Origin of the sequence: Duncaniella dubosii (genome assembly GCF_004803915.1) — a bacterium.
GTDB lineage: Bacteria > Bacteroidota > Bacteroidia > Bacteroidales > Muribaculaceae > Duncaniella > Duncaniella dubosii.
Map to the genome: position 1 here is coordinate 3,290,090 of NZ_CP039396.1, position 25,660 is coordinate 3,315,749.

The window sequence follows — 25,660 nt, forward strand, 5'->3', positions numbered from 1 at the left end:
AAGTCTCCCGCTAAAAAGCAAAAAGATTCGCTAGCTCAGCTGGTAGAGCACAACACTTTTAATGTTGGGGTCCTGGGTTCGAGCCCCAGGCGGATCACTTGAAATTAAACCCAAACATCTATATATCAGATGTTTGGGTTTTCTTATTTTTGAAGATTGTCCACAAATTGTCCACCAAATGAAGAGCTGCGCTGATGTGGACAAAAATTTTTCGATGTTGAGTGTTAAATTTTCTCAAACATTATGGCCGGGGTGCGTGTTTTGTATTTCGGTGCGAATTTTTCGTGCTGCAACAACTATCCCCCATTTATGAACAACGAGGAAAAAATTGAACACGCAAAAGGGCTTCTCCGCGAATGGAAAGCCACACACCACGAGGAATACTGCAACTTCACCGACTGGATGCATGACCGCGAAGGCCCCGGCTTCATCGCGGTATTCAACCATGCCAAGGCTTTCATGCCGCAATTTGAGACAGCCGTGCTGCTGCATCTTAAAGATGACAGCTCGAATGATGTGGGCCATCTGGAAAAGATGCTTGTCGAGGGAGGCATGGAGAACCATCTGCTGACAGGGCTGAATACTCCCCACATACCCGGCAACATTTTCCTGCCGATGTTGGCATGGATGTTCTACGGGCGCAGCTTCGAGTGTATGGTGGAGTACGGTGAAGACCTTATCAGAAATCCCAAGACTAATTTTCTTATACGCTTGGGAGCGAAACACCATATCAAGTGGATAATCAAGAGCAGCATAGCATTGAAAGGCCGAACAGAAGAGGACTGGGCTAACTTTGTCGAGGAACAGCGCGAGATGGGCAGCGAACCTAACGTTACCGCCAAGACCATCGCCAAGTTGAAGACAGCTTCGGAAGAAATACGGGAATTTGTAAAACCCGCAGGAAAGAAAGGTGCTCCGGGCAGAGCCGCCCGTCGTCGCCCGTTGACCGAGCTTTTGCCCAATGGCGACAATTATCTCTTTGACTGCATCGACAACCATGTGAAGATACGCAATAGCGGCAAGGATTTCGCCATGCTATTTATCGTGCTTAACGAGGGGCAGGCGTTGGCGAGAACCAATATCGTCGAGTTTCATTCCGCTCTCTCCGAAAGATACAAGGATAATCCCGGAATACCAATCCCAACCCCGCGCAGCATACAGGAGGGTCACAAGAGCTATATGGAGCTTACCGAGTACAAGGGCAACAAAATCCGAATGTTCGAGCGGCCGGAGTATATTTCCGAATACAATGACATCCGGGAGAAGCTGAGTGTAGCCGATTATATGTTTGCCGACTGACATAAGCGCTCGACCAAAACCATAATGCAGAAGCCATCTGACAATTTTGTCGGGTGGCTTTTGTCGTTTTTGGCAGTTTGGTTTACCCCTATTTCAGACAAATTTCTTCGTTTTATTTCGTTACGAACCAAAACGAATTTAACCCACTATCTATCAGTGTTATACATTTGCAAGTGCACGAGATTTGTGCTTTCTTTGCACCGCTGTAACGCTGAAAACGCATAGTGGTAACGAGGCTCAACGGGGAAAATAGACCGGTCGCCCCCAACGCCTCAATACGATTGCCGATGCGTCAGGCTGAACAGCCTTTGACTGCATTTAACTGTTGTCGGTGCGGTCAATGTCTTAACCCAGACGACGCGAATAAAATCAACATGACAGGTTTATCCGAACTTTTGCAGGAAGGAGTGGCCGGGCTTACACTGGCCATCCCCCTGTGCGACCTCAAGGAATTTGCCGACTATATAGTAGCAAAGACCAAGGAGGAACTGCTGCCTACGTTGAAGGCGGCGGACACAGATCCGCTTATTCCCCGTTTGGAGGTGATGCGGATGCTTGGTGTATGCGCCAACACCCTTAGAAACTGGCGTAGGAGCAAATATCTTGAAGCCGTGCTTGTGGGCGCGAAAGTATATTACCGCACGTCGGCTGTTAACAAAGTCCTTAATGAGTATGGAAAAGAGCGTATCTGACAGAAAAGGTATCGACCCGATGCTTGTACTCGGTAAAGCCGTGGATATGGGCATTAGCGTCAACGGCGGAGATTTTCCGTTAGGAGCGTTGCCGATGAAGATGCAGAGGATTGTACGTGAGGCCAACGACTGCTACGGCTATCCGGTGGATTATCTCGCCGGGGCTATGCTTGTGGCTGTCGGTCTTGGCATCGGCAACACCCATTTCGCCCGGCTCAAAGGGAAGTGGGATGAGAGCGCGATTCTGTTCATGGCTCTTGTGGGCAGACCCGGAGCGTGCAAGTCGCATCCTCTGAATTTTGCCATCCGACCGTTCACCGAGTTGGACGGTAAGGCGACACGCGCTTATGTCAAGGCTTGCGAGGAATACGAGCGTCAGCGTGAACTGCCAATGAAGGAGCGTACAGCCCCGCACCCTGTGGCCCCGGTATGCAAACGTTTTCTTATTTCTGACGCCACCCCGGAAGCCATGCTGCTTATTCACTCGCAGAATCTGCGTGGCATACTTATGTGGAATGACGAGCTTGCAGGATGGTTCAAGAACTTCAACCGCTACAACAAAGGTTCTGACGAGGAATACTGGCTCAAACTGTTCAATGCCAATCCGTCGTTCTCCGACCGCAAGGGCGTGAAAAACTCGGTTTATATCAGCCGTCCTTTTATCTCGGTTGTGGGAACTATACAGAACGGTATACTCAATGAGCTGGCTCAGGGAAGTCGCACCTCAAATGGTTTCATCGACCGTCTGCTGTTCGTTATGCCCGGCAATCAGGACAAGCAGCCGTGGAGCGACAGAGAACCATCGTTCGACATAGAAGCGGCATGGGCTGACATCATCGGCAGACTTGTGGCAATGCCCTACGAAACCGATGATGACGGCAATATCGTCGCTGGGATTCTGCCTTTCACTCCTGAGGCAAAATCGCGACTTTACGAATGGCAACGTCAGAACACTGAGGAATGTAACCGGGAGGAATGTGACGCACTGAAAGGTGTCTATAACAAGTTCGATTTCCATGCCATACGCTTTTGTCTAATAATGCAAATGGCGCGCTGGGCATGTGGTGAAGCTGACAAATCGGAAATAGAGCTTGTATCGGTTGAAAATGCCATATCACTTGTGGATTATTTCAAGACAACCGCCACAAGAGTGCAGGGCATTATCCGCGAGCTGTCGCTGTCGGAACTGCAAAGAGCCGTGATGTCGGCTCTACCCGATGAGTTCACAACTGAACAGGGTGTTGAAATCGCAGCCGACAATTCTATGCCGGAGCGTACTTTCAAGGATTTTATCAGGCGTTTCACCGGGATTCACTTTCAGAAAATACGTCATGGAATTTATGGCAAGATATGACTGTAAACCTGCATTTTCTGCACTTTTTGCATTTTCCTCCAACCAAAATGCAGATAATGCAGATAGTGCGAACCGATTTTTTGAGAATCTATGAATAATATACACCGATTCATTCTCCAGCCATACAAAGGAGTGGCTACACGACATCCCTGCCCCGCCTGCCACAAGAAACGTTGTTTCAGCCGGTATATTGACACCGAGAAACAAATCTCGTTTCCCGACGATGTCGGCAGATGCGACCATGAACAGAGCTGCGGCTATCATCTTACGCCGAAGGAATATTTCGAGCGTAATCCACAGGCGAAGCCTGTGCACTGTGATTTCGCAACTCCGTCAGCATGGCGAGCCAAACCGACCGAGCAGCTAAAGCCTACCTCCTTCATCGCGGCAGAGACTGTTTCACAGACTCTGCACGGATATGAGAAGAACAATCTCTATCTGTTCCTCCGCTCCAAGTTTGGGCCCGAGGACGCGCTCCGTCTGATGAAGGATTACCGCGTAGGCACATCGAAGCACTGGCCGGGATCATGCGTCTTCTGGCAGACCGATATTAAAGGTTGTGTCCGCACGGGTAAGGTCATGCTCTACAATGCCGAAAACGGCAAGCGTGTCAAAGAGCCATTCAATCATGTGACATGGGTTCATTCGCTGTTGAAGTTGCCGGAGTTCAATCTGCGTCAGTGCTTTTTCGGCGAACACCTCTTGCCGATGAACCGAGGCAAACCGGTTGCCATTGTCGAGAGCGAAAAAACTGCAATCGTGGCATCTTATTATCTGCCGGAATATGTGTGGCTGGCAACAGGTGGTAAAAACGGTTGCTTTAATGCCGATGCACTTCGTGTTCTCCGTGGCTGTCAGGTTATCCTGTATCCCGATATTGGCGCGACCGACCAGTGGCGGCAGAAGCTGAGTTTGTTACGCAGTCTCGGTATCGAGGCAAGCATCTTCAACCTCCTTGAAGAAGTTGCCACTGATGACGAGCGAACAGCCGGACTCGACATAGCAGATTATCTGCTGCAAATCGAGCCTGACCAAGCGATACTGCAATCAATGATACGCTGTAATCCGATTTTGCAGAAACTCATGGATGATCTGCAACTCACTCTTGTGTCAGTTGAACGGTATAACCCGGATACTGATACTATTCACAAACCCTCAAAAACTGATAAATCATGACAGCAAAGAAATCTCCGTCAACAACCGCATCCAAGTCAACTCAGTTGACCGATGCGCCCGAATCCAAAGTATCAACCCATAATCCCGATTTTATTATGAAGTCAGATAACTCAACCAACCCTGTCAATCCTGTTAACAGCGACAACGCTGTCAACAGCACTTCTCCTGCAAACACAGACAATCTGTTCGACAACGAGCAGACGGCAACCGACACTACCGAGCCACCGAAGCAACAGCGCGTGGGCAAGCAACAGCGCAAATCGGATTACGCCGATTTCAAGGCTACCTATCTCACGCCGGCAAAGCTGGAGAAGCGTCACCCTGTCAACATTGAGGACAGCGTGTGGGAGAAGTTCGAACGCATCGCCCGTATCCTCGGCGACCGTGACACCACCGTCGGCAGCTACATCAACGCCGTCCTCTTGGAGCATCTCAATCTCTATGCCAACGACATCGAAATATGGCGTAAACTCTGAGATGATAATGTCGGGATACCACTGCACCCGGTACACCGTGGGGCAGCTTCCCGATGAACGTAGTGAATTGGGAAGGCAAGGATATGTTTCGGGATTTCTTTTTCTCCGAAAACGACTCCCCAAAACTGCGCAGCATAAGCCGCTCTTTGCCTCCCCGATTCACATAAACCACAACAATGTCTACTATGAGTAAACCTACTGTCAGGAAGGGCGGTCGTCCCTCTAAACCGACCGATGAGAAGCGCACCCATGTGGTGACAATCAAACTGAACGATGCCGAATACTCCGACCTTCTGGAGCGGTCAAAAGCCGCCGGAGTAAAGATGGCGGAGTATGTCAGGCATGGCGCGTTCCGTCTCACTATCGTCAGTCGCCTGAGCGAGATTGAAAAGGAGATTGCCAAAGGAATACTAAATCTCAGCTCCGATTTCAATCAGGCAATGACCTGTTTTCATCAGCTCAAACTTCGCAGCGCGGCCAATAAATTAGCCGCCGTCGTCGATAAGATGTTTGACATTCTCAAAAAATTAAGACCCAATAAAGAGACTGACTATGTTTGCAAGAATACTTAAAAGCGGCACGTTTCACGATGTCGTGGGGTATGTGACGCGCCAGTTCCACGACCCGAAAGAGTACACACCAGACACATGGCGCATCATCGGAAGCGATAATATCTTCATCTCCGACTATGCGAAAATGGTTCAGTCGTTTGAAGCGATACATGGATTTATGCCCGGCAAGGAGAATCCGGCAGGACATATTTCCATCAGTTTTGACACCGCCGATGCGTCAAGACTGACCGATGAATTCATGGCTCAGCTCGCAAAAGAGTATATAGACGGTATGGGAATCAAGAACACCCAGTATCTTGTCGTGCGCCATCTGGAAACCGAACATCCGCATTTTCATATCGTCTATAACCGTGTGAATATGTCAGGCAATGCAGTCGACGAGCGCAAGAATTTCAGGCGCAGCGACCGTGTTGTAAAGGCTATCAAGGACAAATACGGACTCACATACTCGCCGCTGAAACAGAAATACGAGGACAAAATTCCGGTATTTAAGGAGCGGATCAGTCAGGCGATTTATGGCTGTAAGTCGTGGGATGAATTCTCGCGCCGACTCGCCTGTGCAGGAATTGAGGTAAAATTCCATGATGACCACAACACCGGCAAACACATCGGAGTGAAATTTACAGACGGTGACATAACGGTCAACGGGTCTAAAATCGACCGTGCTTTCACATATCGCCGACTGAACAACCTCTTTGAGTTCAACCGCAGGCATGGGCAACAACAGTCTGATCATGCTCCGGCACACCCCAAAGTAACGGTCGAATATACCCCGACGCAAAAGCCCTCACTTGTAGAAGATGTGATTGAAGCCACCGTCGGGGCAATCGGAAATTTGTTCACTCTCGGCCCCGGCTTCGATCCTGAGGAACAGGCGTTTCAAAACGCCATCAAGAAAGAAGAAGCCAAACGTAAACGCAAATCAAGAAAAATCTGAATATGTCAAAGCTATATGATGACGTCAAGAAACAAGGTGAGCAGATTGACGACCTGCAAAAGACAGTAACCAACCACACCACCCGCATCGAGACCCTCGAAACAAAAGCGAAGGCAACGCCACCGCCACAAGCAGTCAATCAAGGGCCGATAACGGTGAAATTGCCCGACAACATAGCAACCAATGAAAGCATCGGCAAACTGCTTGATGAGAAGCTACTGGAAACTTCAACCGACGGCACACTCAAAAAAGTCATGGAGCAACTGCCGGGTAGCCTGTCGAAAGGAGTTGCGGATGTACTGTCCGACAATCTGGGAGACAAGGTCAAGGACGCTCTTTATGAAGGATTCCGCAGGGAGTTTGCGGATGAGCGAAGAAAGCTCTATGACGTGGTGAACGACATGCGCTACAAAGCTCAGTCGATAATTTGGGGGCAATGGTGGCGTGCTACCCCACATTGGGTCTATGCCATCTTTGCTGTTCTACTTATCGCCGCCGGAGGATTCGGTTATGGATTCTTCTATCAGCTCAACAAAAACTCAAAGCTAAAAGATGTGGAATGGCTCTACCGTTACGAGCGTGGACTTAACCGCGACATGAATGTGGTAATGCACCGTGAACGCCTTATGCTCCACGGCAAGCCCAACGAAGTTGACAGCATGAGGTCGCTAATCCGACATCAGGAGCATAGAACCCAAGCCGACACCACTTTTGTAAACTACTATCCTACCAATCCCTAAATATATCCCATGCCACCGGCTGCTACATGAGCTTTCGGTGGCATTTCTCTTTTAATCGGAGTAATACTGATATGTTTTTCAGCATATCGCATTGTTGGTTTAAATATTATCCGTAATTTTGTTAATTAAGATGGAATAGCAATCTCAACTCCTGTAATGATTCTGACGCGATGTATAAGCATATCTATTGATAATGGTGTGACCTTAAATCAGACCAAGACACGCCGCACTCTCATCGTGCCAAATCAGGCGATTGCAACCTACGTCACCCAGTGGACTTACGACAGCCACAACCGACTCATCGAGATGATCTATCCCGACGAGGAGAAGGTTACTTATTCCTACAACCTCGGAGGTCTCCTTGAAAAGGTTCGCGGCGAGAAGTCATACGGCTATGACTACATCACCAAGTTAGGCTACGACAAGTTCGAGCAGCGCAGCTACCTGAAGTACTGCAACGGCGCGGAGACATTCTACACCTACGACAACCGTCGCCGCCTGAGCAATCTCGCTGTCAACAGCGGAGGCACATCCATTATGGACAACGCCTATACGTTTGATGCGGTCAGCAATGTACTTTCGGTGGCAAATAATGCTTCTCTCCCTGCCAACGGCAATGCCGGCGGCCAGATGTCGCACACCTATACTTATGACGGTCTCTATCGTCTCGCCACCGCCAAAGGTACATACACCGGAGCAGACAACAAGTCCGCATCCTATACCCTCGCTATGGGCTATGACAATATGCACCGCATCAAGTCGAAGAGCCAGCATCTCACTCAGGACAACGTTCAGTTCAACGGCACCCTCAATGTCGGTTACGACCTCACTTACGCCTACAGTTCGGAAGAAGGAAAGAAATTCCAACTCGAAAGTGTAAAGGATGTTAATTACCGCACTGAGGAGACTCCCGAAGGTCAACAAGTGGAGAACGGTCACATCTACCAGTACGACAAAAACGGCAACCTTATTTACGTCAACACCAATCGCGTAATGACGGATGGCCATAGAGATAACAGTGTCGGAGAGCGCAAGCTTATCTGGGATGAGGAGAATCGTCTGCTTGCTGTTGACGACAACGGCTTCGTGTCCAACTACTGGTACGACGCCGACGGAGAGCGCACTGTCAAGACATCCGGAGAAAGCGATCAGGTCTATGTCAACGGAGTCTTCTCCGGTGGCTCGACCAACACCGCGAAATTCTCCCTCTATGTCAGCCCGTACCTCGTGGCTAATCAGGGAGGTCGTTACACCAAACATATCTACGCTGGTTCGCAGAGAATTGTGTCCAAGGTCGGCGATTTCGCCTCCTACGGCTCAGACCCGCGCCGCATAGAATATGCCGGTGCCAACACCGACGGCCTTTCGGTTGACTACAAGTCAAAGTATGCAGCGCAGCAGCAGGTTATCAAGGACAACTACAAGTTCTTCGATGTACCGTACAACGGCACTGACAACGACAACTATGCTGACGGCGAAGGATTCTGCTGCAATGACGGTTCAATGGAGGCGGCTGTTGCGCAGGCTCGGAAGGCTCAGACCCGCGCGGTTTCGCGGTCTTTCAAAGATCCCGACAACTACGAGAACTTGCAGTTCTTCTATCACCCCGACCACCTCGGAAGTTCCAGCTTCATTACCAACCTTGACGGTGAAGTAGTTCAGCACATCGAGTATGTCCCCTTCGGCGAAGTCTTCATCGAGGAGCGCAACAACGTGTGGAACACTCCTTATCTCTTCAACGCTAAAGAGTTCGATGAGGAGACAGGTATGTACTACTACGGTGCCCGCTACTATGACCCACGTATCAGCCTGTGGATGTCAACTGACCCAGCACAAGAAGAATATTATAGCCATTCTTCCTACTGTTTCTCAGGCAATAATCCTATAATATACATAGATTACAATGGAAAAGAATGGACTGATTTAGATGGGCAGGTCATAACAGATACTAAGAATATCAAGAAATTCATATTTTATTCAAAAGATTTCAGCAAACAAGCAAAAGTGCAATATAATGACGGCATCAAAAAGTATGGAGCTGGAAGTGTAGCCATGAGTCAGACAAGTACTACTCAGGCTTTCTCAGAAGATTGGAAAAATATGAATGGAACTGAGATTTCTGAAGTATTAATTATGACGCACGGGAAGAATCAATCAATTCTTGTTGGTGAAGGTCAGCAGTTTACGGCAACAGGAGATGGGAAAACTAATATTTCAAGGTCTCCTGCTCCAAATATTCAAGATCTTCCTCAACCGACTGGCAATATTGAAAATGCGATGTTATATATGTATTCTTGCCATTCTGCAGACACAAATCCACATCCACACGGAGAAGGAGATCATCAACAAGGAGCTTTGCTTGGGTCACAACGACCAATAGCGTATGTATTTGCTCAATATTTCAAATTTTATGGAGTGCAAGGCACAAGTGAATCTGTAAATTACCATTACGGCTTAATGGATTTATTTTCGCCTTCATCAGATTATTTGCAACCATATCCAGCAAATGGAGGTAAATGGCGCATTTACTACAATTCCAATAACTCATTAAGAAAGCAGGGCAAATGACAAAAAAAAGACTTTTTCTCATTGTCGTATTTACTGCGACAATAGTCTTAAGTCTACTCTCTATCGCTTATAGCAAGCACTATATCAAATATAGTGCTTGCTATAAGCTCACTACACTTAAGACTCCGTACTATCCTGATGCCTATAGGTTTATAAATACTAAAGAAGATCTTGAGGTTTGTATTGAATCGGTGAACGATACTGTTGATGTTAAGAATTTCATTGAGTCCAATAAAATAGACTTTAGAAGATATTCCTATGTGATGGTATTTGGTGCCCCTATTAAGGAGATGTATTATAGTTTAAAAACAACTATTTTTGACGATAAATCACCAAGTTATGCAAAAGCAATAAAATACAATAAAAAATGTGTTTTTATAAAATATGCTCATCCAACCGGGTATATATATATATACCGAATAAAAAAGGACCTAAGCCTAACAGGTTTCAATGGAATCTAATGGCATAGTCTATGTAAACACCAACCGGGTTATGACTGACGGACATAGGGACAACAGTGTCGGTGAGCGCAAGCTCATCTGGGATGAGGAGAATCGTCTGCTTGCTGTGGACGACAACGGTTTCGTGTCCAACTACTGGTACGATGCCGATGGTGAACGCACTGTCAAGACTTCGGGCGAAAGCGATCAGGTCTATGTCAACGGAGTTTTCTCCGGCGGCTCGACCAACACCGCTAAATTCTCCCTCTATGTAAGCCCGTATCTCGTGGCAAATCAGGGAGGTCGCTACACCAAGCATATCTACGCCGGTAGCCAACGCATCGTGTCCAAGGTCGGCGATTTCGCCTCCTACGGCTCAGACCCGCGTCGCATCGAGTATGCCGGTGCGAACACCGACGGTCTTTCGGTTGACTACAAATCGAAGTATGCAGCCCAGCAACAGGTAATCAAGGACAACTACAAGTTCTTCGATGTTCCCTACAACGGTACTGACAATGACAACTATGCCGATGGTGAAGGGTTCTGCTGCAACGACGGCTCTATGGAGGCGGCGGTGGCAGAGGCACGGAAGTCTCAGACCCGCGCGGTTTCGCGGTCGTTCAAAGACCCCGACAACTACGAGAACTTGCAGTTCTTCTATCATTCCGACCACCTCGGCAGCTCCAGCTTCATCACCAACCTTGACGGTGAAGTGGTTCAGCACATAGAGTATGTCCCCTTCGGAGAGGTCTTCATCGAGGAGCGAAACAACGTATGGAACACGCCTTATCTCTTCAACGCGAAGGAATTCGATGAGGAAACAGGTATGTACTACTACGGTGCTCGTTACTATGATCCACGTCTCAGTCTGTGGATGTCAACGGATCCAATGGAAGAAATTTCGCCCGATATATCCAGTTATACTTTTTGTCATAACAATCCGATAAATCGTGTTGACCCATTAGGATTAACTGACTATTTTAACGAAAATGGAGCATATATTCAAACCATAGATGATCAAAAAGATGTCAGGGTAATGGTTTTTATAACGAAGAAGGATAAGGATAAAGCTGCACTCGCAGTCAGCGAAGGCAAATGTATGGCTGTTCCATCAAGAGAAGTTGTAAAGACCATGAAAGAAACATATGATCTAACCGAGAAAACCGGCAATGAACATGGTTTCCGGGTTGGAAAAAACGGCACGATTTCCCCAATTGTTGAGGGAGAGGGCGATGTTGTTAACGATGCTCACTGGAAAGATGCAATTGACGCTCTTGTCAACGTTGGAGACAGGGTTTCCTATGATGTGCATTCTCACCCGCAGTTAATCTTCCATGAAGGTGATAGCAAGTTATTATACAATAATTTACCCTCTCAAACTGACATAGATAATACTGTTGGAGATAGTCCTAATGTAGTATTAGGTTATAAGATGGTTCAGCTTCCTAATAATCATAATACAATTGGTGGTTCACCAAATGTAACCGTTGAAAAACGAATACGATTCTATAACAGGACTGGGGCATTGAACTCTGACAATTACAAATTCTCATCATTTGAGAGAGCTGTAGATAAGATTCATAAATGGAAACCAAAGACAAAATAGCTATTAAATTAGCAATTATGTTAATTGGTGTATGCACCCTGATTTCTTGTAAAGCAATTATCTCCCCCAACACGAATGGGGGAGATGATTACTCTCTCATAAAAGTATTAGGATATGCCTATGCCAATCCAAGTTCTGGTGATACAATTAATACCATACCATCATATTCTTTCAATTTGCCTAAAAAAATGGTAAAAAGGGTGGATTATGATATGGGGATAACTGTTGTAGAACTCAAAGATTATCAGTACATTTATATCATATATGAACCAAATAAGTTTTCGGATTATAGTGAACTTATTAGTCATCTTAAAGTTTATTTGGAAGAGTCGGACAATTCTCGATTAAATAAACTTAGCAATCACATTAATCTAAATAAAAACACTAAGCGTTTAAATCGTTTTTACAGAAAAGATAATTTTGAAATTGGCATACTCAATGTCCTTCCTCAAAATTACGAGGACCTTTTTAGTGTGATTGAAAACTCGTTTAATGTACAGTATCGAAGCCATAATTAGGTCATCACGAAATTCTCATATGAGTGTTTGGTGAGATACGATTGATAGATAAACAGAGTTCAATAAAATTCTCTTAGAATTGAGGCTGGAATCAGGTTTTTACTAAAACTGATTCCAGCCTCATAATATAAATGTTTGTCGTTAAGCGTGACGTTCAGAAAATTAAACTATGACAAAATCTTTTAGGTGAATTAAAATTGGAAAATCTATATGCGGGTAGAATTATAATTTTGTACATCAAAATTCGCCCCTTGAAATTAAATTCACAAAAATTATTCCTATGTTTTTAATATACCTTCGAAACATATCTATTTGGTATAATTCACAACATCGGTTATTTTGCTCATAAAGTCAACCTCCTCAATCATCAGGTCGTTGATGCTCTTGGTGAAATTCTTATAATGCCGAGAGCCTTGTATGAAAAGATTGAAAATAGCTTGTGCCGCATTTATTATACCGTAATTGTCCCTTAAATCATCCCGGACACTCTCAATCAGCGTAAAAATAATAGCATATCAAATTTACTGAAATGAATGATATATTATTAATTAGAATCAAAATTCATTGACTCGATAAAGATATTTCCGATATTCTCGACATAGACGCGGTTTAGGTCGAGAATGTTGTTTACACGGCCTCCGACTATGCGGCTCATGAAGTCTTGCTCCAGCTGCATCAGTTCGCCGACGTTTGATGTGAATTGGTCGTAGTGCTTGGAGCCTTGAATGAATAGATTGAAGATTGCCTGTGACGGATTTTCGACACCGTAGTTATCCCTTAAATCATCGCGGACTCGCTCAAACGGGGTCTTGTATCTGTTATAGAAGTCGGAGACAGTAGCCTTGGATAGTTTCTCGCGTTCGTCATCCGAGAGCGCGAACACCGGGAAGAACAGTTCGTCGAGGATATTGGCGAAAAGAGTCTTTTTATTCTTGAAATAGTATGCGATAGCACCCCTTGTCTGCTTGATTACCTTTTCAATATCGGAAATCGCGATAGCGTCCCAACTGCCGATAGCAACCAGCGGATAGCACTTTCTAAGTATATCCGACCTATTTCTTAACGATTGTTCCCGATGTTTCGACATTACGCAAAAAGGGTATGGAGAAGCGTCGTATCTAACACGAGGGTTGTTGTGGAAGACCTGTAAGAAAGATACGGCGCAACCCCATACCCGTATGACGTATGGACTCGCGTTTCATATCTATCCGTCTTCTTACTAAAATTTTCCACGCAAAATGCGGATAATGCAGAAAATGCAGAGGAAATTATGCTGTTATCAATTTTAGGTCGAAGAAGAAAATCCGGCTTTTCAAATCCTCATCGGCAGATATGCCAAACGCATCTTTCTCTCCTTGCTCGGTCTTATATAGAGGCTTAAAGCCGTTTTTCAGGTAGTAATGCAGAGTGGATTCGGTATTGTAGGCATCAACGAGCATATAGCGGCAAGCCGCCTTATTATTCTCGTCCATAAACCAGTATTTGAGGACATCCATGAGCTGAGTGCCTATATTCAATCCTTGACCTTGAAATGTCTTGTTCACACCGAGGCGACCAATCAACACCGCAGGATAGCTGCGGTGGCGCTTTTGCTGGGGTATCTTTCGTTGGAGAGCATTTCGTGACGGATTGTCGAGTGTATAGGTCTTAATGCCATCGTAGGAGAGAGTGGCAATCGCCACAATTTCACGCTGATTCTCTCGGTTTATCCAACAATACGTTTTGCCAAGCAATTCATCCTCATAGAGAAAGACATCATGGCTGAAAAAATCGTCAAGGTCGTAATCTCCACAAGAAAAGGGTCACAGTAATCTGCGACCTCCTTGGTATAAGGCACCATAAAGGTGTTTTCTACGAAAATAAATTCAGCCATTGTCAATTTTTCCGTGGAGGAAATATGATGTTCTTGGCACTCTCCAACATTGTGGAAAGCACCTTACGCTGTGATTCCGAGAGTTTTGGCGTAGGCAATTTGCCATTGCGCTCCGCTTCCTCGGTGAAGATTCTTGCATCTTCGCCCCAAAGTTCGGGGATGTTTTAATTGTCATTGCCATAGTTTTATCTCCTTTTACTAATTCAATTACAAAGGTACAACAAATTTCTCACATAATCAGCTTAATAGGCTGATAAAATAACATCAGTCGAGCAAGCTGACAAGTTCTTTTTTCAGATCCTCGTCAATCTCCCTGTATCTGGCGAAAGCCTTGCTGCCCTCTTTATGCCCTGACAAAGCCCCAACAAGACTGGGATCCTTGACTTTCTTGTATAGATTGCCGATGAATGTACGCCGTGCCATGTGGCTGCTTGCAATCTCATTTATCGGGCGTTTCTCCTCTTCCCCGGTCTTTGGATTGCGTACAGTCACCATTCGGGTTATCTCGCAGAGAGTGAATATCTTTTTTATTGCCTCGTTGTATTTCTGTGCGCTGATGAAAGGAAACAGTTTCTCAGCTCCTTTGGCAGAATATTTCTCCACCAATTGCCGTGCGCGTGTATTCAGTGGCACTCGTACAACCTCCGGGCGTTCATTCTTGGTCTTGTTGGGGATGTACTCGATTGCACCGTTTATGATGCTTCCCGACGTCATTTCCAACAAGTCCGACACTCGGCAACCGATAAGGCACTGAAAAACAAATATGTCGCGTTGCACCTCCAAAGCCGGTTTATCCGACAGGTCGAAATCGGCTATCAAATCGCGCTCCTCTATTGTGATATAGTAAGGAGTGCCGTATTTCTCACTGCCTATACCTGTGAAAGTTGCGAACGGAGTGCGGTCGAGATAGCCACGTCTCACACACCAGTTGAAGAAAGCCCGAAGCCTTTTTAGTATCCCTATGACAGAATTCTCGCCGCGTTTCTCCGGGCGACGGGGCTTACGTGCAGTCTCAACGACATCAGAGGCGGTCTTGTATATTGAGGGATATTTGTCATAAATTTTCGGCTCATTGACCACAAATTCCTTGAACCGCTCTATCTCAGCGGAATCAAAGTCGTTGAGAATAAGCGTGAACTTTGTCCGGGTCGTTTTCTGCCTGTACAGCTCAAAGCGACGCAACAGTCGGGCAAGCACCTTGTAGTGGCCTGACAGTGGTGCGCCGTCAAGATGCTTGTCGAGAAATTCATTGAACACATCGAAAAACGACATCTTCTTCGGAGCGGCCTCAAACAGTTCCGGGTGGTGGTGACGCAGAATAGCGTCCTCGAAAAATTCTTTGGAGAGAGACTTTTGTGGTGTGCTTACACAGAGCGAAATCAGTCGGCTCTCCAAAGATATCAGATTGTCATTTATTATTTGTAACTTTGCTAGTGTCTTTCGGTCTGCGCGTGGCATAATGATCTTACCGTCACGAAAACGGGTAGCCTCAACAAAGATGCCGCTTTTCAGGCGCAGACGCAGTTCGCGCGACACCGACAGTCGCAACATGATTTCAGCTTCGCCATTGGCGTTGACCTTAGAGGATAGAGAGCGTGTTATGGTTGCCATATTCAGAGAGATTATTTTGATGTGGTACAAAATTACGCAATTTTGTACCACATGGCAAAATTTCCGTCCACGCTTTGTCCACATCTTCTGCCTCTACTTGCGCCCTGATGATTTCCAAAGTTCAATGTCTCGAATGGCTTTGTTATGATAAGGCGCTGATAATCAATCAATACGTAATAATTAGCTTTGAATGCTAAAATTCATTACGATTCAATACGATTCACAAATGTCACTCCCAGGCGGATCACAGAACAAATCGGCAAGATGCCGCAAATCGCTGAAACTAAGACAGTTTCAGCGATTTTTGTAATACCCCTATCCGGCAGAATAGTGAACATTATGAGGTATGGCGGTGTGCAATTCGTGAACAGCCTCCGGCGTGAACAGTTTTGTTCACGATTTATGAAGCGAATTTGTAGTCCTCTATCCTTCTGCGTTTTTCTGCGATTTGCGGTTTCAAAAGTGGGGCTTTTATACTTTCCACAGGGTTCAAAACTCCACTTTTCGGGAATTAGGAGTTGATTTCTGGCGAAATTTAACATCAATTGAAGTTTTTAACTACGCGACAGTTAATTTAGTCTTGTTTTTAACTCTTTCCCGCCTGTTAAGCCGAGTTTGTGATTGTGTTCAATCGTGAACAAGGTGGCAGAACGGAGAATTATCATGAAATTGTCGAACAATAATTCGTGAACAATGTCCGGAAGTTTCTTCCTGTTCACGGAAGTGTTCACCGGATTTGCGATACGGCGTTGATTTCCTTGCTCTTGCCTGTTGTGAAATTGGGCGAAAATGATTATATTTATGTAACCATTAAACCACAATTTCAAACTATGTTATATGATTCTTATTTCACCTTGTCTTTCATAGCAAGGAAGGCCCGCGCCCTCCGCAACGGCGAGTATCCAATCTTCGTCCGCATCACCGTGAGCGGTCAGATTTCGGAAATGAACCTCGGTCGCAGTGTCGCCCCTGAGAACTGGGATCAGAAGCGTGCCATGTCCAAAGGCCGCTCGCGCCGAGACCTCGAACTTAACAAGTATATCGAGGTTGTGAAAGCCCGCTTCCTCGAAATCCACAATATGCTTGTGCGCGAGGGGAAGATGGTAAATCCGAAAATACTGCGAGACTATTTCCTCGGCACTATCGAGAAGCCCAAAATGCTTTGCGAGGTATTCCGCATGGCAAACGAACAGCGACGCGCCGAATATGAACGCGGCGACATGGGAAAGGCCACATACGAGCGTTGGGTGCGCTGTGTCACCTATCTGGAAGAGTTCATGCAGTTGACGCAAAATGTGGCTGACATTCCGGTCAAGGATGTGACAAAAGGATTCGTGCAGGATTTTGAACACTTCCTGCGCATGAACAAAAAAGCCGCCAACAACACGGCTGTGCGCTATCTGCGTTACCTGAAGAATGTGATGCAGTACGCCATAGCCAACAAATGGGCTTCGGAAGATCCGTTCCTCGGCAAACGTTTCAAACGTACCGTCGCAGACCGCGAGGCATTGACCGAAGACGAGTTGAAACGTATGATGGATCTGGACTTAAAAGTTTATCCACGCGTGGAGGCTGTGCGTGACACTTTCGTGTTCTGCTGCTTCACCGGGCTGGCGTTCTGCGACATAAAGTCGCTCAAACGCTCAGACATCACCACCGACGCCGACGGTCGGATGTGGATACGCAAGCACAGGGAGAAAACGGGTGAACTGAGCGTTATTCCCCTGCTTGATGTTCCCCGCCGTCTGATTGAGAAATACAGTAACCACCCGAAAGTTTTGTTAGAAGGCGTGGTGTTGCCGGTCATCTCCAACCAACGTATGAATGCCTATCTCAAAGAGGTGGCGGATTTGGCAAAAATCAATCGTCATCTCACCTCGCATCAAAGAAGACATTACGAATTGTCTTTATCGCTGAATTTGAATAGTTTGCAAAGATTTGTTTCTTGATGGGTAACGATTTAGAAACAAGCGAAGTTCTGTATTTTACCTCGTTTTGCATTAAATCAAAAGAACACTTTTTCTAAATGCAAATATAATACTATTTTTTGAAAAAAACATACTTTTGTGGGTAACTAAATTCAGCGAATTATGGACTATGATTGCTGAAATTTATACTTCAATCCATATTCTTCCAGTTTGTTGTACAGCGTCGTACGTCCTATTCCGAGCAGTTCGGCGGCAACCTTGCGGTTACCGTTCGCCTGCTTCAACGCGCGTAAGACACGCTCCTTGTCTTCCGCATCGCTGCGCAGGGCGAAGCTGACGGGTGAGGTCGCCCTCGTCACGGCAAGTTCCAGATGCTCTTTCGTTACAAGCCCGGTCTGTGCCTGCAACACCGCGCCCATGATTTTCTGACGAAGCTCGCGGACATTGCCCGGCCACGCATGGGTCAGCAATGTCTTGCGGGCTTCTCCGTCAAAACCGATGACATCGCATTCCAGTTCCTGATTCGCAATTTCGCGAAAGAACTCAGCCAGCGGCATGACGTCCTCCTGACAGTCGCGCAACGGCGGGACGGTTATCTCGAAGTCGTGCAGACGATATAATAGGTCCTGCCGGAAACGCTTTTCATTGACCGCCTTCTCCAGATCCTCGTTGGTGGCGGCGATGATGCGGACATTGAAACTACGGTCAGCTCTGTCACCTACCGGACGGTATCTCCGTTCCTGTATGGCGCGGAGTAGCATCTGCTGGGTTTCCGGTGCGAGGTTGCCCACCTCGTCCAAGAACAGCGTACCGCCTTCCGCCTCATGGAAATAGCCTTTCTTGGCACTGTCCGCACCCGTGAACGCCCCTCTGACGTGTCCGAAGAAAGCAGACGACGTAAGCTCTTTGGTGAGCGAACCGCAGTCCACAGCCACAAACGGTTTTCCTGCCCGCTTGCCCTTGTCGTGCAGCAGGTGGGCGATATGCTCCTTGCCCGTGCCGTTCTCCCCGAATATCAGCACGCTCATGTCGGTGGGGGCTACCAGCCTTATCCGCTTCATGATGGCTTGGAACGCCGAGCCGTCACGCGAGAACAGGGGCATACGGCTTCGTCCGATATTCCGTTCTTTTAATATGTTCCGTAGCAAAGGGACGAGCCTGTCTTCCACAAGCTGCTTGGGTATGTAGTCCAGCGAGCCGAGTTTCATGCTTTCAACAGCCGTATGCACTTCGGCATAGTCGGTCATGATAATGAACGGCTGCATCATACCTTCCTTGCGCATCCAGCGTAGCAGGTCGATACCGTTGCCGTCGGGCAGGCGCAGGTCGGAAACCACGATGTCCCCGTCTGCGGCCTGTTGCAGATATTTCCTCGCGGTCGAGAGGTGGAAAGCCTGCATGGTGCGGAATCCATCGCGTGCCAGCAGGTTACAGACGAACTCGCAATACACGATGTTGTCCTCCACCACGATGATTTTTGTCTTATCCATTTTCGTATTTTCTCCTTTCTTCTTTTGCCAGCCGGATGATTTCCGAACCCTTATCCAATACGGATTTTATGGTATTGCCAATTGTTTTATCGTCAGGTGTGCCATCGCTATGAAGCAATTTGTATAGTTCCCTTAACGGTTGGTTGGCACGGAGTATCTCCCATGAACTTCGCAGGTGGTGTGTCAGGGCGTCCAGTTCCTGAAGGTCTTTCTTTAGACCCGCTTCCCTGATTGCCTGCATTTCCTTTTCGGTTTCTGCTACGAGTTTTTCCAACATGATGGCTTCATTGCCGTATGACAGCAGGGAGGTGAAGTCCGGCTTTTCATTCCGGTTGCCTTTCATGGCGCATTTGTCTGAAACCTCCATCAGTTCCGATATGGAGAACGGTTTGAGCAGGCAACCGGAGAAACCACGTTCCATAAGTTCCTCCTTGCTGCAACTGCCCGAAGCGGTTGTCACGACTACCGGGATAGTCTTTGAATTGCCAACGTTGGAGGTGCGCAGCAGTTCCAGCAGATCGAAGCCGTTGATTTCCGGCATGTTCAGATCCGTCAGAAGCAGGCTGTATTCTTTCCGGCGTATCATTTCCATCAATTCCGCAGCATCGGTGCAGGTGTCGCAGTGTACGCCTTCCTGTGCATACATTTCTTTAAGCATCAGGAGAAGTACCTCGTCATTGTCGATGGCAATCACATCATGGAATGCACGGTCATGATGAATCCGTGCATGATTTATCCTTTCCGGCAGTTCCCCGGCTGTCTGCATGGGTATTTCCACCGTGAAACGGCTGCCTTTGCCTTTCTCGCTCTCCAACTGTATCGTGCCTCCGAGCATTGACACGATACGCTGAACGATGGACAGTCCCAGTCCGAAGCCGTCTTTTGCGGCGGCGTTTGACAGACGCTCAAACGCACCGAATACCCGTTGTTGTTCATCTTCGGTCATACCTGTACCCGTATCTTTGACGATAAGTTTCAGGACGCCGTTATCATAGTCCGTTGTCAGAGAAACGCCACCGTTCTCCGTGAACTTGATGGCGTTTGACAGCAGGTTGTTGCCGATTTGCAGGATACGTTCCTTATCGGTCAGGACGACTGTATCCGTTTGATTGGTTATGGTAAGAGCCAGCCCCTTGTTCATGGCGATTGGCATAAACTCTGTTTCAAGAATATGCGTGATTGCTGAAATCCGGCAAGGAGAAATGTTCGGCTGCTCCTTACCGTTGTCCAGACGGAAGAAACTCAGCATGGTGTTGAGCATTTCACGCATACGTTCCGAAGATTGCCGGATATTACGGACATATTGCTCTTTTTTATCTGCATCATTGCCTTTTTCCATCAACGAGGTATAACCGATTATTGCGGTTAAAGGTGTGCGCAGTTCATGGGTGATGGTATGCACGACTTTCTTGCGAGAGGCTATCAGAGCCTCGTTTTGCTCTACCGACTGTTGCAACTGTCCTATTAAATCAGTCGTTTTCTGTTTGTACCGTTTGATTCGGTTGGCATTACGGTGTATGATGATATATGAGATTACCAGCAGGAGGAGGACGAATCCTGTCAGGCTACCTATCTGCATAAACGATTTTTCACGCATGGTGGCTATCTCGTCCTCTCTCTTTTGCAGGTCAGCTTGTATTTTTCCATCTATTTGGCGAATCAAACTTTGTAACTGACGGTTAAGTTCGGCATTCCGTGCAGCAAGACTGTCAGCGTGTTCCGATAAACGGCGGCTTTGTGCTTGTTGTTCGGCTATCATATTCCGGCTAAGAGAATGGAGCATCGTGGTAGTCACGGTGGGCTTTGCTTCCTCCTTTTTACCAAAGATGCCCAAGAATCCCTTTCGCTTCAGCTTCTTGGGTTGTTCTTGCGTACTTTTATATACGATTGCAGGCACTTGACGGGCTATCCTTTCTTTGATGCTTTTCTGTTCATCAAGCATCTGTACAATTCGTCGCATTTGTTTTTCTTTATCCTCTAAAAGATAGTGTACACTGTCAATGCGTTCAAACGGGTAGATAGACGTGAAATAATAAAGCATACTATCCAAAGCCATACGCTGCAAATGATAATTTACAATATCTTTATCTTCCCATTCCAATATTGTTTCTCCTAACAAAGAAAATCCTGTTAAGCGAAAGTTTAATTCATTAACATGTCGGCGCAACTCATCAGTGGTTCGGTTCTCCTTCTCTAATACTTCAAGCTTTTTCCATTCATACTGATAGCAATATATAATCATTCCTATTAGTATGAATATTAGAATATAGCCACATGATATTAGCTTGCGGATTGAAATCATAAATTTAATGAGGTTTGAAAGAGATAAAATCAACAATGTCCTGAAGGACTTCGGGGGAGATCGTTTCCTCAATTGTGCCGTATTCCTGTACTGCGCCCGTTTGAGCGTGCTGGAAAAGGTGATTAAGTCCAGGATAAAGTTTCACGGTCGCTTTCGGGCGAGTCGTTGCATTTGAGGCATATTCAGTTCCGGGCGAACTTGTATATCTTTTTCTCCGTATAGTGCGAATACAGGGCAATCCGTATCTGCAATGCTTTCCGCCGGTGAAAAACCGATATAGAAATTTAACCACGGGTTATTGTCGGCTGCAATCTTTTTCAGATTGGCTTTCAAAGATGTGTGAACGGGAGTATTCTTCCAATTTGCACATATAGCTTCAATACTGTCAACGGTCATATTGTTACCCTCCCTTATTTTCAGTTCATACATCTTGCGCAATGCTTCAACATAATCAGACACAATATCCGCCGGCATGTTACCTTGTTTCAGCATTGTTGCACTTTGGTCTATTAGAACCGAGTCTCCCCGAACCGCCTGTGCGCCAATGGCAATAATGAAATTCGGATTTGAGAATAATCCCGAATTGTTCTCTGCTCCCAGTATAAATGCCACTGCCGCTCCCTCGCTATGCCCCAATATTCCGACATTTTTGAATTTCATTTCTTTGCGCAGGTATTCCATTGCCGTTTTCGCATCTCGTGCAAAATCTTCAGTGGTGGCATTTTTGCCGTCGCCGGTTGATTCTCCATATCCTCGGTCATCATATCGTAAGGTTGCAACGCCGTTTCGGGCAAGGTAATCGGCGATGACAGCAAACGGCTTATGTCCGTATATTTCTTCATCGCGGTTTTGCAATCCGCTACCGGTAATCATTACGATAACCGGAGTTGTCTCATTAAAACCTTCAGGTAAAGTAAGTGTCCCAGCGAGAGTAACACTATCTGATAAGTTGTTGAAATGCAACTCCTTCATAGTGTATGGATATGGTGGCTTAGGCGTTTGAGGTCGCTTTAATTCCACAATACCCGGAAATAATTCAAGGTCAGTACTCATTGCCCCTTGTGTGCATTTCCCAATGAGTTTCCCATCTTGTTTTCGTCCGGTAAACGTCAATCCGATGCGTTTAACCGTTACATTTATAGAATCCGCCGAAATGAAATTCACTTCTCCGGCTATTCCGTATGCACCTTGATCCGGAGAATCAAGCGTAACTGACGGTTTACTATCTTCGCTTGTCTTGAAATTGAAAACAATCTTTAACTCCACTTGCGGAGTTATTTTCAACGTACCATGCCATGTCCCCGAAATATTATCATCGGAAGCCATGATGTTTAGAACGGAATAGATGGCTAAAATAGCTACGATTATCATTCTTTTCATTGTATTGGCCTGTTATTTTGTTAGTTCCATAAGTATATGACCATTATCATCTTTCAACACCAAGATGGAATCGTCCATGATTTCGTATGATTTGATACTGGGCAGAATAAATACTATGCTTCGTTCTATCATCATGTTATCGCAAGCCAGTTCGGTAAAGGATATACTGGAGAATTTCAAGGCGTTTTTGCTTTTTTCAAAACTGCCGGTGATGGTATTGCAATCGGTGGTACAGGAGAACACTCCGGTGTTATCAAGCTGCAATATATACTCTGATTCCTTGTTTACCTGTGTCAGTCCGTATGACGATGTGGCGATACAGTTGTATTTTTGAAGTCGCCATTCCCTGTACAGGGCATTATCTGACGGGGCATTGCATGAGCCAACCAATATGGCTAATGCAAGCATTATTGCTGTAAGAATGTTTATTTTCATATCATTTGCGTTTTATGGTCTGACATTTTCTTTTGCTCATTTCTTCTGCATACACTATTTCTCCGTGTTCCCGTATATAGCTGATACAAGCCGGGCGGTCGGAGTTAAAGAGCAATGCGAACACTTTGCTTATAAAGTTGGAGTAGATTTTACACTCCCTTACGTCACGCTCACACTCGGCACAGGTATGATAGCCTTTGCTTATGCAGCACTGGCGGATTTTACACCACGATGCTTTCTCGTTATTCTTGCATCTGGGGCATTTGCGGACAAGAATTTGCGGCACGCTCCACAATACAGCCCACAGGCGGCTATATTGTCTTTACTTGCTGTTATACTTTTCATATTCAATGTTTTCAATCTGTATAGTTTTTACCACAGCCATAACATATACCGTCATGAACTGATATGATCCTTCCGCAATCAGAACAAGTCCAACGCTCTTTCTCCCTTTGCAGGAATTTTTCAATACCATTTTCTCTGATAAAGGCGAGATTGCCCATAAGCGATTCTATCATCGGATAGGCGTTGACATACCAACATTCCTTATCGACAATCTCCCTGCACGGATATTGAGGACATCTGTCACAGAATCCGTCCGGCAGACTTTTTCGTATCTCGCATTTAACAATCTTGCATAGATTGGCACAATACTCACCTTTATTGCCCTCACTACGGCAACCTATGCAGGGACTGTCTTCTCGCAATGCTTCGCTACAAACAGCGCAGTTTAGCCCACATGGGGCAATCATATTCCTGTCCATAAAACTGATTAATGCAACTTGTCGGAATCACCCCGACTATAAGACCTTTATATCGCAGTCTATCTCTTAGAGATAACTAAGGCTACTAATGATACAGGGTATGCCGTACTGTAAAATACGGCACACTCCAAGTATCAGATAAGATATATGTATGTTTTAGAAGTTTTATTGCTGTTTGTTGACAGAATAGTTGAACGCCAATGTATAGCTTGATTCCGCAGGCAGTCCGCCATTGAGACCGGGGTGGAATTTTGGAAGCATACGAGCCACACGCAGAGCTTCGGCATCCAGCACTTGGCCTGAGCTTTTTACAATTTGGGCATCCTTTACAACTCCGTCTTTGGCGATGGTAAGCTGCACGACGGCATCCATGTTAAGAACACCGTCTTTGTATGCGGTTGCAGGGAAGGAGATGTTTTTATTGATAAAGGCTCTCAGTTTGTCCTTACCGCCGGGGAAGTTGGGGGCGGTTTCTGTCCTGATGAATGGCACGGCATCGGCCGCGTCCGCTTTCTCCGTGACCACCACATCGGAATTTCTTTCTGTCACTCGAATGGTGGAATCGGATTTTTCGCTAATTTTGTAACGCAGATCCTCCACCGGCGTAGCGGCAGATACCTCGTTGATTACTGCTGACACCGCAGGGTGGCCAGACCGATTAACGCGAGTGCCATTGCAGGCACCATGACAAAGGCACGCACACGGGCTTTGCCTGTCGGTTTGCTTGATAACATCATAGTTATACGTTTTTTAAGTGAACTGTGATTGAGACAGTTGGAAAGAGTTGTGAACCTTGCTCCAACTGTCTTTTTTATTAGAAACATCTGATACTCCTCTCGTTTTACGCCCGATGCAAGCACACGGCTGTCGGCTTCATACTCATGGAGGGTATGAAGTTCATTGCGCAGAAGCCATATAGCAGGACAATACCAAGTGATAATAATCGCTGCCTGCATAAAAAGCAAGTCAATCCAATGGCGACATTCTATATGCGCTTTTTCATGGCATACTATCATCTGCCCGAACTCGTACCAGTCACGTCTTGGCATCATGATATATCCGCACCATGCAAACGGGGCGACGCTGTTATGGCGATGAAGTATAATGCGGCAGTCATCCTGTTTTATGTGCTCACCTTTGAGAATGAACAGTGCCAACCGTACCAGTGAAACGAGGAAATAGAGAATCATGACAATAACCCTATAAGGAAAAGTGTGACTATATAATCCCATATCGGAGTGATTTGCTCTGATACCGTATTGGCTATATAGGCAATCTCGACCGGATTAAAAGCGATTTCAATATTATTCTCCATAATATCCGCTACCCAAAGGAATTAAGTATGAAGATAGGAAAAACGAAAGCAAGCGTTATACAGGACAACAACAATATCCTGTTGAACCGGAAACATCCGGTATTGGCAAGAACGCATTTGTACACCGCCCAGACTACAATCAGGAGGGTGCTTGCCAATAATGAATATGCCAAGAATATGCCTG

General features: G+C 46.2%; 23 protein-coding genes, 1 tRNA gene and 2 pseudogenes. 14 read left to right on the top strand and 12 right to left on the bottom strand.

The features are described from left to right. The first annotated feature begins 24 nt into the window (after positions 1–24). From E7747_RS14545 to E7747_RS14605, 13 genes and pseudogenes are all read left to right on the top strand, one after another. A tRNA-Lys gene (locus E7747_RS14545) sits at positions 25–97 on the top strand. Between the two features lie 212 nt (positions 98–309). Beyond that, positions 310–1,299 (top strand): DUF6043 family protein, encoded by a 990-nt coding sequence (locus tag E7747_RS14550; protein WP_123543107.1) that lies wholly within the window; start codon positions 310–312, stop codon positions 1,297–1,299. A 374-nt stretch (positions 1,300–1,673) separates the two neighbouring features. Beyond that, entirely contained in the window at positions 1,674–1,991 is a 318-nt protein-coding gene (locus E7747_RS14555) for a helix-turn-helix domain-containing protein (protein WP_160631494.1), read from the top strand. Further along, complete coding sequence (locus E7747_RS14560) at positions 1,972–3,345, top strand: DUF3987 domain-containing protein (protein WP_228449187.1); 1,374 nt, start codon at positions 1,972–1,974, stop codon at positions 3,343–3,345. The genes E7747_RS14555 and E7747_RS14560 overlap by 20 nt, the downstream gene beginning before the upstream one ends. A 90-nt stretch (positions 3,346–3,435) precedes the next feature. Next, entirely contained in the window at positions 3,436–4,521 is a 1,086-nt protein-coding gene (locus tag E7747_RS14565) for a DUF6371 domain-containing protein (protein WP_107036991.1), read from the top strand. Next, entirely contained in the window at positions 4,518–4,997 is a 480-nt protein-coding gene (locus tag E7747_RS14570) for a DUF3408 domain-containing protein (protein WP_136408638.1), read from the top strand. Before E7747_RS14565 ends, E7747_RS14570 begins: the two co-directional genes overlap by 4 nt. A 185-nt stretch (positions 4,998–5,182) precedes the next feature. Beyond that, a complete protein-coding gene (locus E7747_RS14575; RefSeq protein WP_124076417.1) occupies positions 5,183–5,569 on the top strand; it encodes a plasmid mobilization protein in 387 nt (128 codons plus the stop codon). Continuing rightward, complete coding sequence (locus E7747_RS14580; RefSeq protein ID WP_124076415.1) at positions 5,550–6,506, top strand: relaxase/mobilization nuclease domain-containing protein; 957 nt, start codon at positions 5,550–5,552, stop codon at positions 6,504–6,506. The genes E7747_RS14575 and E7747_RS14580 overlap by 20 nt, the downstream gene beginning before the upstream one ends. A gap of 2 nt (positions 6,507–6,508) precedes the next feature. Next, positions 6,509–7,246 carry a hypothetical protein gene (locus E7747_RS14585; RefSeq protein WP_124076413.1) on the top strand — a complete coding sequence of 246 codons (738 nt, stop codon included), beginning with the start codon at positions 6,509–6,511 and terminating at the stop codon, positions 7,244–7,246. A 537-nt stretch (positions 7,247–7,783) separates the two neighbouring features. Continuing rightward, positions 7,784–9,814, top strand: coding sequence for an RHS repeat domain-containing protein (locus tag E7747_RS14590; RefSeq protein WP_228449333.1), 2,031 nt, complete (start codon positions 7,784–7,786; stop codon positions 9,812–9,814). Between the two features lie 191 nt (positions 9,815–10,005). Then, a complete protein-coding gene (locus E7747_RS14595) occupies positions 10,006–10,275 on the top strand; it encodes a hypothetical protein (protein ID WP_124076411.1) in 270 nt (89 codons plus the stop codon). Beyond that, a pseudogene (locus E7747_RS14600) lies at positions 10,268–11,860 on the top strand (RHS repeat domain-containing protein); the annotation flags it as partial. The gene E7747_RS14595 and the pseudogene E7747_RS14600, both read left to right, overlap by 8 nt. After that, a complete protein-coding gene (locus E7747_RS14605) occupies positions 11,839–12,378 on the top strand; it encodes a hypothetical protein (RefSeq protein ID WP_107036981.1) in 540 nt (179 codons plus the stop codon). The pseudogene E7747_RS14600 and the gene E7747_RS14605, both read left to right, overlap by 22 nt. Positions 12,379–12,922: 544 nt before the next feature. Here the strand turns inward: E7747_RS14605 and E7747_RS14610 are convergent. The 3 genes from E7747_RS14610 to E7747_RS14620 all read right to left on the bottom strand — a co-directional run bounded on the left by E7747_RS14610 (position 12,923) and on the right by E7747_RS14620 (position 15,862). Further along, a complete protein-coding gene (locus tag E7747_RS14610) occupies positions 12,923–13,465 on the bottom strand; it encodes a TetR/AcrR family transcriptional regulator (RefSeq protein WP_107036982.1) in 543 nt (180 codons plus the stop codon). Between the two features lie 181 nt (positions 13,466–13,646). Further along, positions 13,647–14,060 carry a GNAT family N-acetyltransferase gene (locus tag E7747_RS14615; RefSeq protein WP_228449188.1) on the bottom strand — a complete coding sequence of 138 codons (414 nt, stop codon included), beginning with the start codon at positions 14,058–14,060 and terminating at the stop codon, positions 13,647–13,649. 455 nt (positions 14,061–14,515) lie between these two features. After that, positions 14,516–15,862, bottom strand: coding sequence for a site-specific integrase (locus E7747_RS14620; protein ID WP_161953446.1), 1,347 nt, complete (start codon positions 15,860–15,862; stop codon positions 14,516–14,518). 830 nt (positions 15,863–16,692) lie between these two features. On the opposite strand from E7747_RS14620, the gene E7747_RS14625 reads away from it, so the two are divergent. Further along, a complete protein-coding gene (locus E7747_RS14625; protein WP_136416737.1) occupies positions 16,693–17,811 on the top strand; it encodes a site-specific integrase in 1,119 nt (372 codons plus the stop codon). Positions 17,812–17,957: 146 nt separating this feature from the next. Here the strand turns inward: E7747_RS14625 and E7747_RS14630 are convergent, their stop codons facing one another. The 9 genes and pseudogenes from E7747_RS14630 to E7747_RS17315 form a co-directional block, all read right to left on the bottom strand. Then, positions 17,958–19,280 (bottom strand): sigma-54-dependent transcriptional regulator, encoded by a 1,323-nt coding sequence (locus E7747_RS14630; protein ID WP_136416739.1) that lies wholly within the window; start codon positions 19,278–19,280, stop codon positions 17,958–17,960. Then, positions 19,273–21,582: a hybrid sensor histidine kinase/response regulator gene (locus E7747_RS14635; protein ID WP_136416741.1), complete on the bottom strand. Its 2,310-nt coding sequence runs from the start codon at positions 21,580–21,582 to the stop codon at positions 19,273–19,275. The genes E7747_RS14630 and E7747_RS14635 overlap by 8 nt, the downstream gene beginning before the upstream one ends. Positions 21,583–21,723: 141 nt before the next feature. Further along, a complete protein-coding gene (locus E7747_RS14640; RefSeq protein WP_228449189.1) occupies positions 21,724–22,962 on the bottom strand; it encodes an alpha/beta hydrolase in 1,239 nt (412 codons plus the stop codon). Between the two features lie 12 nt (positions 22,963–22,974). Beyond that, positions 22,975–23,397 carry an META domain-containing protein gene (locus E7747_RS14645; RefSeq protein ID WP_120470729.1) on the bottom strand — a complete coding sequence of 141 codons (423 nt, stop codon included), beginning with the start codon at positions 23,395–23,397 and terminating at the stop codon, positions 22,975–22,977. Position 23,398: 1 nt separating this feature from the next. After that, positions 23,399–23,742 (bottom strand): annotated as a pseudogene (locus tag E7747_RS14650) (DUF3795 domain-containing protein). An 11-nt stretch (positions 23,743–23,753) separates the two neighbouring features. Continuing rightward, entirely contained in the window at positions 23,754–24,161 is a 408-nt protein-coding gene (locus tag E7747_RS14655) for a DUF3795 domain-containing protein (RefSeq protein WP_228449190.1), read from the bottom strand. Between the two features lie 165 nt (positions 24,162–24,326). Continuing rightward, on the bottom strand, positions 24,327–24,800 hold the full coding sequence (locus E7747_RS17120) for an energy transducer TonB (protein ID WP_228449191.1): 474 nt from the start codon (positions 24,798–24,800) through the stop codon (positions 24,327–24,329). Beyond that, positions 24,788–25,351 carry a M56 family metallopeptidase gene (locus E7747_RS17125; protein ID WP_228449192.1) on the bottom strand — a complete coding sequence of 188 codons (564 nt, stop codon included), beginning with the start codon at positions 25,349–25,351 and terminating at the stop codon, positions 24,788–24,790. Before E7747_RS17125 ends, E7747_RS17120 begins: the two co-directional genes overlap by 13 nt. Next, entirely contained in the window at positions 25,348–25,476 is a 129-nt protein-coding gene (locus E7747_RS17315) for a hypothetical protein (RefSeq protein ID WP_262710051.1), read from the bottom strand. Before E7747_RS17315 ends, E7747_RS17125 begins: the two co-directional genes overlap by 4 nt. Positions 25,477–25,660 lie beyond the last annotated feature (184 nt).